Below are 13954 nucleotides of genomic sequence, written 5' to 3'. Positions count from 1 at the left end.
TGACAGTCGTTGAATTGTTTCGGCAAAGACCATGCGAGAAGAACGAAAAGCCGGCAATTCCGTTTGCCGCTGCGGCACGGACGCCCGATCGAAGCCGACGACACGGTCGAAGCCGACATGCCCGCCGCCTTCCCTTCCCCTTTATCCACAGCCCCGCCGCTCCCAATCGGCGCCGCGAAGAGAGGGACTGCCGCCAAAAAAATCAAAAAATCTTCACAAACACTCTTGCGGTTTTGCCGCGATCCGCATAGATCACGGCCACCAACGCGGCAGGCCGATCCGGCTTCGCAAGCGATGGGCGATTAGCTCAGTTGGTAGAGCGCCTCGTTTACACCGAGGATGTCGGGAGTTCGAGTCTCTCATCGCCCACCATTTTTTCTCCTATCAGCGTCAAGTACCTAAGCGATATCGCGGGCTCGCAAACCGACGCTCCGCGCTCCTTCGTACCCATGTGCGGATTCAGGAGACATTTCGGCGCAGAAAGGCGTGACGTCCGGCAGATTCTGATGCGCTCGCCGTCTGAGACCTCCACCAAAACGGACTACTCCGACTGCCGCGCCACCTCCGATTGGGCGAATGGATGGAGGGCGGCAAACGTGGGAATATTCGCCGCCCGGAAAGTCTCCGCGCTTGAAGGTTTCTCACGCCTGGAGGGGTGTCATGAGAACTCTCTGCTCCGTATTGACACTGTGCATCGCGATTGCCGTTGGCGCGCCAAGTCCCACCTATGTCAACCTGCCTGGCTATGCATTCAAGACGAAGCCGAACTGCCAGCGCCACAAACCAAAGACGCAATTTGACGCGAGGTGCGACTGGCCGAGATTGGGCTTCAAGGACTTTACGCCGCCGCTGGTGACCGTGCTTGGGATCTGAAGACGTTCAGCGCCATCGCAAATCATTGCCGGCCCGATTCGCCTGGCAGCCGGAGGGCATTCATCCCTTTGCCAGCTCCTTGTCCACGGCCGAAACCAGCCGCGAATCATCCGCCGTCACGTCAGGCGCGAATCGGGCGGCCACCTTGCCGTCGCGGCCGATCAGGAATTTTTCGAAGTTCCAGAGAACATCGTCCTCGTCACCGGCTGATATGCCGTGGGATTTCAGGCGCTCGCGCATCGGGCCGTCGCCGGTCGTCTCCACGCCGGATTTGGTCAGTTGCCGGTAAAGCGGGTGCTGGGCCTCGCCCTTGACCGAAATCTTCGAGAAGATCGGGAAGGTGACATCGTAGGTGCTGGTGCAGAAATCGAGGATCTCGGCGTCGGTGCCCGGCTCCTGGCCCTTGAAGTCGTTGGCGGGGAAAGCAGCGACGACGAAGCCGCGCTCACGCTTTTCGCCATAGAGTTTTTCAAGCCCCTCATATTGCGGCGTGAGCCCGCATTTCGAGGCGACGTTGACGATCAACAGCACCCTGCCCTTGTATTCGTTGAGCGCGGTTTCACGACCATCCACCGTCTTGACCGGGATATCCAGCACATTGCCCGTCACGGGAACCTCCAATTTCACAAGGATAATTCCGGCGAGCTTAGCGATATCGCCGCCAATGTCATCAGGGCAGAGATCAACTCGGCGTCAGCGGCCCCGGTGTCGCCCCTTCGGTAACACCGGGGGCAGCCGGTCAGGCGGGAGAGGTTTCCCTTACGTCATCGAGCAGGAAATGCACGACGAGATAATCCGTCTTGTAGTGGCGGCCGCTGTCCGAGACCGATTCGAGGCTGCCTCCATCCTTCGGATGCCAGGGATGGTAGTGCGGGTTGGTGGTGATGAGCGTGATGGCCCTGCCGGCGAACTGTCCCTCGCCCAGCCGGAAGCGCATCTCGGCGAGCGGCCAGATTCGCTCGTAATCTTCCATGGCGATGCGCGCTTTCAGCGCCTTCCGGTGCAACGGCGCTTCGCCGGCCTCGGCGGGTGATTCCAACATCACCTCCTCGGCTTCGTTGAGAACGGCGTTGAATTCTTCAGGCCACATGCGTCTCATGAAATCGCTCCTCCCGAGGCTTTTTCGTCAGTCCACAAATGAAACTTAGCGATTTGTCCGAAAGAAGCAAATTCCCGTCATGTGGTTGTCATCTAGGCCCGCTGCTCCTACGTTCCCCGCAGACCGCATCAGGGCCGTCAACCGCCCGCAATCCCGAGATCAGAGATGAAGACACGTGAAGAAAGGCAGGCGCTCAGGGCCAGCATGCCGCGCACGCCGCTCAGCGCCCACCACATGGAAAACGCCCGGCTGCTGCCGGATCGCGGCGAGCTGCTCTACCGGATTCCGAACGGCGGCATCGTCGTCGAAGTGGGAGCAGCCTTCGGCGAATATACCGCGGAGATCCTGGAAAAGAATCGCCCGGCGCAGCTCTATCTCATCGATCCCTGGTCGATGGACCGCTACAGCTCCGGCCTCGATTCGATCCACACCAAGTTCGCGGCCGAGATCGAGGCCGGCCGGCTGCATCTGATGCAGGGCACGTCGCTCGAAAAGCTCGCCGAGTTCGAGGATGATTTTCTCGATTGGGCCTATATCGATACCGACCATTCCTTCGAGCTCACCTGGCAGGAGCTCCTGCTCTGCGAAAAGAAGGTGAAGCGGACGGGGCGCATTGCCGGTCACGATTTTTGCACCGGCAATACGGTCAAGCCGATCGTCTATGGGGTCGTCGAGGCGGTCACGAAATTCTGCAAGGATTACGGCTGGCAATTCGAATTCCTGACGGTCGAATCACACGCGCATTTTTCCTATTGCCTGAAGCGGCTCTGATCCGTTTCGCGTGACGCGCCTTACGCCTCGCCGGCATATTGCGCGTCGCTGACCTTTTCCATCCAGTCGACATGCTTGCCGTCCACCGCCTCGTGAATGGCGATATGCGTCATCGCCGTATCGTGGCCGGCACCGTGCCAATGTTTTTCGCCCGGCGCGAACCAGACGGTGTCGCCGGCGCGGATCTCGCGGATTTCCTCGCCCCAGCTCTGGGCAAGGCCCCTGCCTGAGGTGACGATCAGCGTCTGGCCGAGCGGATGCGTATGCCAGGCCGTGCGGGCGCCGGGTTCGAAGGTGACGGAGGTCGCCCGCACCCGGGCCGGCGCCGGCGGCTCGATCAGCGGGTCCTGGCGGACGGCGCCGGTGAAATAATCGGCCGGCGGTTTCATCGAGGGGCGGGAGCCGGCGGGTTTGATCTCCATGATCTTTCCTTTTCCATCCATTGCGGTTGAAGCCTTGTAACCTGACGATATTTCATCGAGGCGACCGATCAAGCCAGGATCGGCAATTGCCGCATAGCCGCCCGGCTGATAGGCCAATATCTTTCATCACCTGGAGAATTTCGTCATGAAACACCATGCTTTCGGCCGCATGCCCTTCACCGTCACCAATGTCGGCTTCGGCGCCTGGCAGATCGGCGGCTCCTGGGGCGATATCAGCGAGGCGGACGGGCGCGCGGCGCTGAATGCCGCCCTCGATGCCGGCATGACCTTCATCGATACGGCTGACGTCTATGGCGACGGCCGCTCCGAAAGGATCATTGCCGACGTGCTGAAGGCGCGTGGCGGCGAACGTCCGATGGTCGCCACCAAGGCGGGCCGCCGGCTCAACCCGCACGTCGCCGACGGCTATACCAAGGCCAATCTCGAAGGATTCATCGACCGCAGCCTCCAGAACCTTTCCGTCGAAACCCTCGATCTCGTGCAGCTGCACTGCCCGCCGCGCGAAGTATTTTACCAGCCCGAGGTCTTCGATGGTCTCGACGCGCTGCAGAAGGCCGGCAAGATCAAAGGTTACGGCGTCAGCGTCGAAAAGGTCGAAGACGGGCTGAAGGCGATCGAATATCCCGGCGTCGTCAGCATCCAGATCATCTACAACATCTTCCGCCAGCGCCCCGACCACCTGTTCTTTGCCGAGGCACACCGCAAAAACGTGGCGGTCATCGCGCGTGTGCCGCTCGCAAGCGGCCTGCTCTCCGGCAAGATCACCCGCGAGACGCATTTTGCCAGCGACGACCACCGCAATTTCAACCGCCACGGCGAAGCCTTCGATGTCGGCGAAACCTTTGCCGGCGTGCCTTTCGAGGTCGGCCTGCAGGCGGTGGAAGAGGTGCGCAAGCTGGTGCCCGCCGGCGCCACCATGGCGGCCTTCGCGCTGTGCTGGATTCTGATGAGCGACGCCGTCACCGTCGTGATCCCCGGCGCCCGCAACGGCGAACAGGCGCGAGCCAACGCGGCCGCCGCCGATCTGGCGCCGCTTGCGGCCGATGTCATGGCGGCGACACGCGAGATCTACGCGCGGCTGATCGCGCCGCATGTGCATCAGCGCTGGTAAAGACGGAGCTGCTTCTTTCTGGGGGCTGTGGGAAGCATCGGTGAACCGCCCTTGTTGAAGGCAGCCCCTCTCCTTCATGCGCGGCCTTGAGCCGAGCATGGACCCGCACGCGTGAGAGGCCGCAGCATGGATCCTCGGCTCAAGGCCGAGGATGACGGAGTATGGTGAGGCGTCCATGCCAAACTCCAACTTCACTGCACCCGCAAGCTGTTGAAATTGCTACAGCATCTCGCCTCCTGCCCGTCGCGTCCCACCAATCTCCGTCATGCTCGGGCTTGACCCGAGCATCCATGCCGAAGCCCTCTGCTTTGCAAATGTTCTTCAGTCGGATGCCTTCGCCTTCCGGCTGCGAATGCGGACACCCCGTGGATCCTCTGCATCAAGAAAGAGACGCCGGGCTTTCGCCCGGCCTCTTTCTTTATCCCGTCTATCACAATTCAGTTCGTGGCGCTGAGATCAACCGGGAAGAACAGCGTTTCGCCGGAGGAATCGCTGACGCCGTCATTGTCGGTGACGGCGTAGGGTTTGCCTGAGGCGTCGAAGGTGAAGCCTTCGAGCTTGTCGAGCACGTAGCCGTTGGTCGCGCTCTTGAGTTCGCCGAGGAAGTCGTGGGCTTCGGTCTTCTTGACGACCGGCAGTTCGCCGCCGAGCTTGGCGGGCTTCAGCTCCGAGATCGCCACCTTGTAGAGCTTCTTCAGCTTGGCGGCATCGCCGACGAAGTTGTCGCGCTCGATGATGTAGACGCTGTCGCCCTGAGCCGAGATTTCCGACAGGCCGACCCAGCCGCTTTCCGTCTTGTCGAGGGGATAGCGAACGGCGCCCCATTCCTTCTTCTTCGGATTGTAGGAGACGAGCTTGACGAAGCCCTTCTCGTCGTCAGCCCACTCGCGCTGGACCGCCATCCAGAGCGTAGCGTCGTCGCCGGTGCCGATAATGGTGACACCTTCGAAACCGAAGCGAATTTCGTTGGCGGCGAATTCCCTAGGCAGGGCGATCTCGGCCTTGATGTCGCCCTTGGCGTTGACGTTATAGAGGGCGTGCGGGACGAGACGCTCGCTGTAGCCTTCCGAGGCCAGCCAGAAGGAACCGTCGGCGGCAACCGCGATGCCTTCGATGTCGAGCTTCTGGGCCGGGGCGCCATCACGCTTGACGACAAGAGCGTCGGTGATCACTGCCGGCTTCTTGCCGGCATCGATCGTATAGATCGTCGGCTGCGAGCCGAGAACGCTGTCGCTAACGGCATAGAGCATGCCCGGCTTGCCGGGAACGGCGGCGAGGCCGGAAAGGGCGGCGAAGGCGATCGGATTGCCATCCTTTTCGGCGGAGACGATCTGCGGATAGGTCTTCTCGCCTTCCGCACGCTCGTAGATCATCACATGCGAGCGCGCGCCGCCATCCTTGCCGAGGTCGAGCTCGTTGGCGGTGGCAAAGAGATTGCGCTCAGGAATAGCTACCCCGCCTTCCGGCGAAATGCCCGACGGCAGCAGTTGCACGAGCTCAGGATCGGCGCCGGTATCCTTGTAGACGCCGACGACCGAGGCGCGCTCGGCGAGCAGGAAGAAATATTGGTCGTCGCCGAACTTGGCGGCTTCGAGGCCTTCCGGCTCGACACCCTTCGATCCCGACCGGCTTTCCGGATAATGGCCGATATGGGCGACGGCGCGTTCGAAGGATGCACCCGATTCGTAGAGAAGCTTGCCCGTCTTGTCGAAGATGGTGAAGCCGCGTGAGCCGCCCTGGTAATCGCCTTCATTGGCAACGACGAGGCGGTTGTCGTCCAGCCACTTCACGGCGTCGGGCTCGCGCAGCACGCCCTTGGATTCGCCGGTAAATTTCAGCGCGCCGTCACGCTTGGTGTCGATGCCGGAAAGATCGACGCTGCCGGCAGAGAAATGCGTTTTTACCTGAGCCGAATTGGCGTCGATGATGACGATCTCGTTGTTTTCCTGCAGCGTCAGGGCGATCTCGTTCAGGCCGTTGAAGGCGACGAATTCCGGCTCCGGGTCCTCAGGGGCAACACCGGCGAGACCGGTCAGCGCCACGTGCTTGATGGTGCCGCAATCGACCGTGCCGTTCTTGACCTGAAAGACGACGAGATCGCCGGCTGGCATCTGCGGGATCTTGCCGTCATTGACCTCTTCGTCACGCTCGTTTTCGATGGCGATGGCGCCGAGTGTCTTGTCCTTGTTGAGAGCGATCGAATCCGGCTGCCCCCCGAGGTCGCAGGTGTTCTCGATCTTCTTCGTCGCCACGTCGACGATCGCCAGACGACCCGAGGGCTTCGCCTTGCTCTCGGAGGTGTTGACGGCGACGAGCGCCTTGCCGGCGCTCGAGGTGACCGATGTCGGCTCACCGTCCATCATGAGCGCGCCGCCTGATTTCGGCGCCTTGGCGTCGGTGATGTCGATGAAGCCGATCGCGCCGAGCGGGCCGTCGCTGTAGATCAGCGTCTTGCCGTCGTCGGTCGCGGTGATGATTTCGGCCGATGTCGGCGTGAGCTTGTCCTTGTCACCAGGCAGGTTCTGCGCGACCGCGAAAGAGGCGATGCGGTTGAAAACCGGTTCGGCCGCGGCCGGGAAGGCAACGGATGCGAGAAGCACGGCAGCAAGCGCTGCCTTGCGCGATGAAATTGTCATGACATCCCCCAAGTGTGTCGAACATTCGAAACAATGGATTTTCTGAGGGACCGGCATGACAGAGGCATGACAGAAGCGGCATTTTGTACCTGACAATTTCAGGCGAGTTTCCGCTCCTTGCGTATCTCGTTGCGCATGATGAAGAGCGAAGCGGAAAGGATGAGCGCCGCACCCAGCCAGAGGTAACCCGCCGGCGCATAGTCGAAGAACAGCCAGCCGGCGAGTACGTTGAGCGGCAGCTTCAGATCGTCGAACGGCTGCACATAGGCAGCGTCGGCGCTGGCATAGGCAAGGGTCAGCAGATATTGCGCCACAACCGTCAGGAGGCCTGCCAGAAGGAAGAGAGCAAGTGTCGCGCCCATCGGCACGGCAAAACCCGCCACAAGCGCCAGCCCGCCGTTGATCGGCGTCAGCAGCACCAGCAGCCAGACGGTGATCGTCTCCGGCTTCTCAATGCCGGTCAGGCTCTTGGTGATCAGTGAAGAGGCGCCCCAGAGTAGAGCCGAAAGCACCGGCAGCAATGCTGCCCAGGTGAAGCTGTCGGACCACGGCTGCAGGATGATCATCGCCCCGGCAAAGCCGACAGCGGTTGCCGCCCAGCGGGCGGCGCCGACACGTTCGCCGAGGAACAGGCGGGCGCCGAGGATGATGAAGAAGGGCGAGGTCATGACCAGCGCAATCGCCTGCCAGATCGGCACCGCGGCAAGGCCAGAAACCCATGCCTCGACGCCGAGCGCGGCAAAAACCACGCGCACGACATGCCGCCAGGGATAGTTGGTGCGCATCGATGAGAGGCCGGCCTTGCGCAGGAAGGGCAAGGAGAAAAGGAAGGCGAAGGCCTATTGCCAGAAGGCTGCCGAGGCCGGGGGAAAGGCGAGCTTCATCGTCAGCCACTGGGTGACGACGTTGAGGAGCGAAAAGGCCACGCCTCCAAGCACCATGAAGGTTGCGCCGGCAAGGGCGCGGGATTGGGAGACTGCAAGGGAATTCTGATTCATGTCTTTTATCCAGAATAGGGACCAACATAAATCAGGACGCATGAGGCGACGACACGCTGAGGCTGGCAGTCCCCTGCCCGCACGCGGCCATGCTCATTCTCTTTCATCCGGACTATACCGTCGGCTCCGGAGTCACACCGGATCTGCTGACCCCTCCCTAGCCAAGACTTGGGAAGGCGCTCGCGGGCTTGGGTCGGGACCCTTACCGCCGGTGGGGAGTTTCACCCCGCCCTGAGAACGGCTCTGTTCGTAAAACAAAGTTTGGCATGCGGCAAGCGGCGAAAAGAAAAGGGGCCCGGCAAAGCCGAACCCCTCTCAAAAACCCTGCACAGCCGGTCTCGTTTACGGCTGGCGGATAATCTCAAATCAGCCGTTGACGGCGTCCTTCAGGCCCTTGCCGGGCGTGAACTTCGGCACGTTGCGAGCCGGAATGTCGACTTCAGCGCCGGTGGACGGGTTGCGGCCCTTCGATGCGGCACGATGAGAAACGGTGAAGCTGCCGAACCCTGCGAGGCGGATGTCGCCCTTGTTCTTGAGTTCAGCCTGGACAACGTCGAAAACCGCGTCGACAGCGGAAGCCGCGTCAGACTTCGTCAGTCCTGCCTTTTCGGCCACTGCGGACACGAGTTCATTCTTGTTCATGTTTCCACCCCTTTCTAAATGGTATGAAACGACTCAAATGTAAGCTAGGCGCAGAATAGGTTTCATCAGGCCCGCCGGGAACCCAAAAGCCCTGCAAATCAAGGAAAAGCAAGCGTCTCCATGACGTTTTCACAAAAAAGGCTGGCGTTTCCGCCAGCCTTTTCGCGTCTTTTGCGCCAAATGGGCATAAATGTGGCAAGCGCCACTCAATGCGCTATGGTTGCGCCCGTGTCATCAAGGCCTTCGACCGATGTGATCACAGGCGTTTCCACCGTGCCGTCCCACTCGATCGGCTCGGGCCGGCGGATCAGCGCATGCTTGATCACCTCGCCCATGCGGGAGACCGGAATGATCTCCATGCTGTTCTTCACGTTGTCAGGAATCTCCGCCAGGTCCTTGGCGTTTTCCTCCGGAATCAGCACCTTCTTGATGCCGCCGCGAAGCGCTGCGAGCAGCTTTTCCTTGAGACCGCCGATCGGCAACACACGGCCGCGAAGGGTGATTTCACCGGTCATGGCCACGTGTTTGTTGACCGGAATGCCGGTCATGATCGAAACGATCGCGGTCGCCATGGCGACACCGGCCGAGGGGCCATCCTTCGGCGTCGCGCCTTCCGGCACGTGCACGTGGATGTCGTTCTTTTCGAACATCGGCGGCTCGATACCGAAATCGACGGCGCGCGAGCGGACATAGGAGGCCGCTGCCGAGATCGATTCCTTCATGACGTCCTTCAGATTGCCGGTGACCGTCATGCGGCCCTTGCCCGGCATCATCCCGCCTTCGATGGTCAGCAGTTCGCCGCCGACTTCCGTCCAGGCCAGGCCGGTGACGACGCCGACCTGATCCTCGCCCTCGGCTTCGCCGTGGCGGAAGCGCGGGACACCCAGGTAATCGGCGATGTTGGCGGCCGTAACGTGAACGGACTTCGTCTTGCCCTTGATGATCTCGGTCACCGCCTTGCGGGCGAGCTTCATCAATTCCCGTTCGAAGCTGCGGACACCGGCTTCACGGGTATACTGCTGGCTGATCGCCATCAGGGCGTCGTCGCTGACCGAGAATTCCTCCGGCTGCAACGCATGTTCCTTGATGGCCTTCGGCAGCAGGTGCCGCTTGGCGATCTCGCGCTTTTCATCCTCGGTGTAGCCGGCGATACGGATGATTTCCATGCGGTCCATGAGCGGCGCCGGAATGTTCAACGTGTTCGCCGTCGTGATGAACATCACGTCCGACAGGTCGTATTCGACTTCCAGGTAGTGGTCCATGAAGGTCGAGTTCTGCGCCGGATCGAGCACCTCGAGCAAGGCCGAAGACGGATCACCGCGATAGTCCTGGCCGAGCTTGTCGATCTCGTCGAGCAGGAAGAGCGGGTTGGACTTCTTGGCCTTCTTCATCGACTGGATGACCTTGCCGGGCATCGATCCGATATAGGTGCGGCGGTGACCGCGGATTTCGGCTTCGTCGCGAACGCCGCCGAGCGCCATGCGGACATACTCACGGCCGGTTGCCTTGGCGATCGACTGGGCGAGCGAGGTCTTGCCGACACCAGGAGGGCCGACGAGGCAGAGGATCGGCCCCTTGATCTTGGTGGCGCGGGCCTGCACGGCCAGATATTCGACGATGCGCTCCTTGACCTTGTCGAGACCGAAGTGATCGGCTTCGAGGATCTTTTCGGCATTGTTGAGATCGGCCTTGATCTTCGACTTCTTGCCCCACGGAATGCCGAGCAGCCAGTCCAGATAGTTGCGCACGACGGTGGCTTCCGCCGACATCGGGCTCATCTGACGCAGCTTCTTCAGCTCCGCATCGGCCTTTTCACGGGCCTCCTTGGACAGCTTGGTCTTGGCGATGCGCTCTTCCAGTTCGCTCATCTCGTCGCGGCCTTCCTCGCCGTCGCCGAGCTCCTTCTGGATCGCCTTCATCTGCTCATTGAGGTAGTATTCGCGCTGGGTCTTTTCCATCTGGCGCTTGACGCGCGAGCGGATGCGCTTTTCGACCTGCAGGACCGAGATCTCACCTTCCATGAAGCCGAGAGCCTTTTCGAGACGCTGTTTGACGCTGGTGGTTTCCAGCATCTCCTGCTTCTCGGTGATCTTGATCGACAGGTGCGATGCGACCGTATCGGCGAGCTTGGAATAGTCGTCGATCTGGCTGGCGGCGCCGACCACTTCGGGGGAAATCTTCTTGTTGAGCTTCACATAGCTCTCGAATTCGGAAACGACCGAGCGCGACAAGGCTTCCAGCTCGACCGGATCGTCGTGGGGCTCCTCGAGCACATGGCCGAGCGCCTCGTAGAAATCCTCGCGGCTGGTATAGGTGTCGATCTCGGCGCGCGCGCGCCCTTCGACGAGAACCTTGACGGTGCCGTCGGGCAGCTTCAGGAGCTGCAGCACATTGGCCACCGTGCCGACATTGTGAATCGCCGAAGGGTCCGGATCATCGTCGCTGGCGTTGATCTGCGTCACCAGCATGATCTGTTTGTCCGAGCCCATGACCTCTTCGAGCGCACGGATCGATTTTTCCCGTCCGACGAACAGCGGCACGATCATATGCGGGAACACCACGATGTCGCGCAAAGGTAAAACAGGGTAGGCAGTGCTGCTCGCTACAGACGTTTTCTTCGTCATTTTTTTGTCCTTTCCATCGTCCCGTTACCGGGCTCTCTGCACGGCCGCTTGGGACCGGCCGGCTCTCACTTGGCTCTACAAGTGGAGGTTCTGACTACGCTTTTCAAGCCACGCTAACGCCCGCGTTCCCCGGATGTGACAGCTTTATTACAACGGAACGCCAACACTATGAAGCCCGTGGCTGGACCGGCGCTTACCACTTCCGACCAGGCTAAAATACAACGCCAGCAACAGGCTTACGAGATCATCGCATCATTGCCAAGCATCACCCTTGCACAACATCGGCAAAGGCATATCCGGTCCCCACCGCAAATACTAACAGCCCCTCGCATGGTTTTTCAAATAGAAAGGGGCCTGCCAATGGCAAGCCCCCAAAAGAATCGTGCGAAAGTCCAAGGTCACGCCGACGCGTTGGCCTTTTCTTCCTGGCGATCGGCATAGATGTAAAGCGGACGGGCCGAACCGCGCACCACTTCCTCGGAGATGACGACCTCGCGCACGCCTTCCAGCGTCGGCAGTTCGAACATCGTGTCGAGCAGGATCTTCTCCATGATCGAGCGAAGACCGCGAGCGCCGGTCTTGCGCACGATCGCCTTGCGGGCGATTTCGCGCAGCGCGTCCTCGTGGAAGGTCAGTTCGACGTCTTCCATCTCGAACAGGCGCTGGTACTGCTTGATCAGCGCGTTCTTCGGCTCGGACAGGATCTGGATCAGCGCATCCTCGTCGAGATCCTCGAGCGTCGCCAGAACCGGCAGACGGCCGATGAATTCCGGGATGAGGCCGAACTTGACCAGATCTTCCGGCTCCAGTTCGCGCAGGACTTCGCCGACGCGGCGGTCGTCCTGGGCCTTGACGGTCGCACCGAAGCCGATCGAGGTCTTCTCGCCGCGGGCGGAGATGATCTTGTCGAGGCCGGCGAAAGCGCCGCCGCAGATGAACAGGATGTTCGTCGTATCGACCTGCAGGAATTCCTGCTGCGGGTGCTTGCGGCCGCCCTGCGGCGGGACGGAAGCGACCGTGCCTTCCATGATCTTCAGAAGCGCCTGCTGCACGCCCTCGCCCGAGACGTCGCGGGTGATCGACGGATTGTCGGACTTGCGCGAAATCTTGTCGACTTCGTCGATGTAGACGATGCCGCGCTGGGCGCGCTCGACATTGTAGTCAGCCGCCTGCAAGAGCTTGAGGATGATGTTTTCGACGTCCTCACCGACATAGCCGGCTTCGGTCAGCGTCGTCGCATCGGCCATGGTGAAGGGAACGTCGATAATGCGGGCAAGCGTCTGGGCAAGATAGGTCTTGCCGCAGCCGGTCGGGCCAACAAGCATGATGTTCGACTTCGCCAGCTCGACTTCGCCGTTCTTGGAGGCGTGCGCCAGGCGCTTGTAATGGTTGTGAACGGCGACCGACAGGATCTTCTTCGCCTGGCGCTGGCCGATGACATATTCGTCGAGGACCTTGATGATGTCCTGGGGCGTCGGAACGCCGTCGCGGGACTTGACCATCGAGGACTTGTTTTCCTCGCGGATGATGTCCATGCACAATTCGACGCATTCATCGCAGATGAAGACGGTCGGTCCGGCAATCAGTTTCCGGACTTCGTGCTGGCTCTTTCCGCAGAACGAACAATAGAGGGTATTCTTGCTGTCGCCGCCGTTGCTGCCGCTGACCTTGCTCATATCATTTTCCTTCCAGCACGCCGCATTTCAAGGCGAAATCGCGGTCCACTCTATCAGCTCCTGGCGGCACTCCGTTTCCGGAGCCTTTGCCGAGAAGGGCTTCAGGGGCTACGAACCGGTCCCAATCAACCATGTTCAGGTTCCGGCGGCAACGAATCCCCTTCGAATGCCAAATGCTATGTCATAAAAATTCAACATAGCATTAAAGTTACTATTAGCGTCTTCGCCGCCAGATGAAAGCCTTGTTCGATCACAAATGAGATAGAACTGTGGCGGCAAAAACACCATCCCAATTAATTACTAGGCCTGCTCGCCTTCCATCTCGAGGCGCGACGTCAGAACCTTGTCGATCACGCCCCAGCCCTGGGCCTCGTCCGCATCCATGAAATGGTCACGATCGAGGGTCTTTTCAACTTCCTCATAGGTGCGGCCGGTGTGCTTGACATAAACCTCGTTCAGGCGGCGCTTCATCTTGAGGATGTCGCGGGCGTGGCGCTCGATGTCCGAGGCCTGGCCCTGGAAGCCGCCCGAGGGCTGGTGCACCATGATGCGGGAATTCGGCGTGGCGAAGCGCATGTCCTTGTGGCCGGCGGCCAGCAGCAGCGATCCCATGGACGCGGCCTGGCCGATGCAGAGCGTCGAAACGGCCGGCTTGATGAACTGCATCGTATCGTAAATCGCCATGCCGGCGGTGACGACGCCACCGGGCGAATTGATGTAGAGGGCGATTTCCTTCTTCGGGTTTTCGGCCTCGAGGAAGAGCAGCTGGGCGCAGACGAGCGTCGCCATGTGATCCTCGACGGCGCCGGTCAGGAAGATGATGCGTTCCTTCAACAGGCGGGAATAGATGTCGTAGGAGCGTTCACCGCGGTTGGTCTGTTCCACGACCATCGGCACGAGGGCCATTGCGGTATCAACTGGGTTTCTCATGTGCGTCCTTTGTCAACGTCATGCCGGCGGCCGCCGGGAATCAAAGAAAATGCCATATCCCTACATAGAGTGTCCCTGCCCTCCTCTTCAAGACACGCATGAGGATAACGTTAAGAAGGCGGAGCAAGGCGGCCGAGCTTTTGGCGTGGGC

Annotated in this window: 11 protein-coding genes, 1 tRNA gene, 1 pseudogene and 1 riboswitch; of the genes and pseudogenes, 4 read left to right on the top strand and 9 right to left on the bottom strand. The window is 60.7% G+C overall.

Annotated features, from left to right (window positions below; all coding sequences use genetic code 11):
• Window positions 1-296 precede the first annotated feature (296 nt).
• Both EFD56_RS18170 and EFD56_RS18165 read left to right on the top strand, forming a co-directional pair.
• Window positions 297-372: transfer RNA gene (locus EFD56_RS18170), tRNA-Val, on the top strand.
• Between the two features lie 288 nt (window positions 373-660).
• The gene (locus EFD56_RS18165) at window positions 661-873 is read left to right on the top strand and encodes a hypothetical protein (protein ID WP_080956129.1); all 213 of its coding nucleotides are present in this window, start codon (window positions 661-663) and stop codon (window positions 871-873) included.
• Window positions 874-933: 60 nt separating this feature from the next.
• On the opposite strand, the gene EFD56_RS18160 is transcribed toward EFD56_RS18165, so the two are convergent.
• Together EFD56_RS18160 and EFD56_RS18155 are read right to left on the bottom strand one after the other, a co-directional pair.
• Complete coding sequence (locus EFD56_RS18160) at window positions 934-1482, bottom strand: glutathione peroxidase (protein ID WP_126905937.1); 549 nt, start codon at window positions 1480-1482, stop codon at window positions 934-936.
• Window positions 1483-1612: 130 nt separating this feature from the next.
• Window positions 1613-1972 (bottom strand): hypothetical protein, encoded by a 360-nt coding sequence (locus EFD56_RS18155; protein ID WP_126905936.1) that lies wholly within the window; start codon window positions 1970-1972, stop codon window positions 1613-1615.
• Between the two features lie 165 nt (window positions 1973-2137).
• On the opposite strand from EFD56_RS18155, the gene EFD56_RS18150 reads away from it, so the two are divergent.
• The gene (locus EFD56_RS18150) at window positions 2138-2743 is read left to right on the top strand and encodes a class I SAM-dependent methyltransferase (protein ID WP_126905935.1); all 606 of its coding nucleotides are present in this window, start codon (window positions 2138-2140) and stop codon (window positions 2741-2743) included.
• Between the two features lie 20 nt (window positions 2744-2763).
• On the opposite strand, the gene EFD56_RS18145 is transcribed toward EFD56_RS18150, so the two are convergent.
• Complete coding sequence (locus EFD56_RS18145) at window positions 2764-3186, bottom strand: (R)-mandelonitrile lyase (protein WP_184331275.1); 423 nt, start codon at window positions 3184-3186, stop codon at window positions 2764-2766.
• 124 nt (window positions 3187-3310) lie between these two features.
• On the opposite strand from EFD56_RS18145, the gene EFD56_RS18140 reads away from it, so the two are divergent.
• Entirely contained in the window at window positions 3311-4297 is a 987-nt protein-coding gene (locus EFD56_RS18140; RefSeq protein ID WP_126905933.1) for an aldo/keto reductase, read from the top strand.
• A gap of 437 nt (window positions 4298-4734) precedes the next feature.
• Here EFD56_RS18140 and EFD56_RS18135 read toward each other — a convergent pair whose 3' ends face one another.
• The 6 genes and pseudogenes from EFD56_RS18135 to clpP form a co-directional block, all read right to left on the bottom strand.
• A complete protein-coding gene (locus EFD56_RS18135) occupies window positions 4735-6933 on the bottom strand; it encodes an esterase-like activity of phytase family protein (RefSeq protein WP_126905932.1) in 2199 nt (732 codons plus the stop codon).
• A gap of 98 nt (window positions 6934-7031) precedes the next feature.
• Window positions 7032-7940: pseudogene (locus EFD56_RS18130) on the bottom strand (DMT family transporter).
• Window positions 7941-8022: 82 nt separating this feature from the next.
• Window positions 8023-8174: riboswitch (FMN riboswitch) on the bottom strand.
• A 123-nt stretch (window positions 8175-8297) separates the two neighbouring features.
• Entirely contained in the window at window positions 8298-8573 is a 276-nt protein-coding gene (gene hupB / locus EFD56_RS18125; RefSeq protein ID WP_003547346.1) for a DNA-binding protein HupB, read from the bottom strand.
• Window positions 8574-8779: 206 nt separating this feature from the next.
• Window positions 8780-11197, bottom strand: a complete 2418-nt coding sequence (gene lon / locus EFD56_RS18120; RefSeq protein ID WP_126905931.1) for an endopeptidase La — start codon at window positions 11195-11197, stop codon at window positions 8780-8782.
• Window positions 11198-11595: 398 nt separating this feature from the next.
• Window positions 11596-12873, bottom strand: coding sequence for an ATP-dependent Clp protease ATP-binding subunit ClpX (clpX, locus tag EFD56_RS18115; RefSeq protein ID WP_004680013.1), 1278 nt, complete (start codon window positions 12871-12873; stop codon window positions 11596-11598).
• Window positions 12874-13173: 300 nt separating this feature from the next.
• Window positions 13174-13803: an ATP-dependent Clp endopeptidase proteolytic subunit ClpP gene (gene clpP / locus EFD56_RS18110; RefSeq protein WP_003573944.1), complete on the bottom strand. Its 630-nt coding sequence runs from the start codon at window positions 13801-13803 to the stop codon at window positions 13174-13176.
• Window positions 13804-13954: the final 151 nt, after the last annotated feature.

Source organism: Rhizobium phaseoli, from assembly GCF_003985125.1.
GTDB classification, from domain to species: domain Bacteria; phylum Pseudomonadota; class Alphaproteobacteria; order Rhizobiales; family Rhizobiaceae; genus Rhizobium; species Rhizobium phaseoli.
Note: the sequence above shows the minus strand (reverse complement) of the source record. Positions and strands in the feature narration are given on the sequence as shown.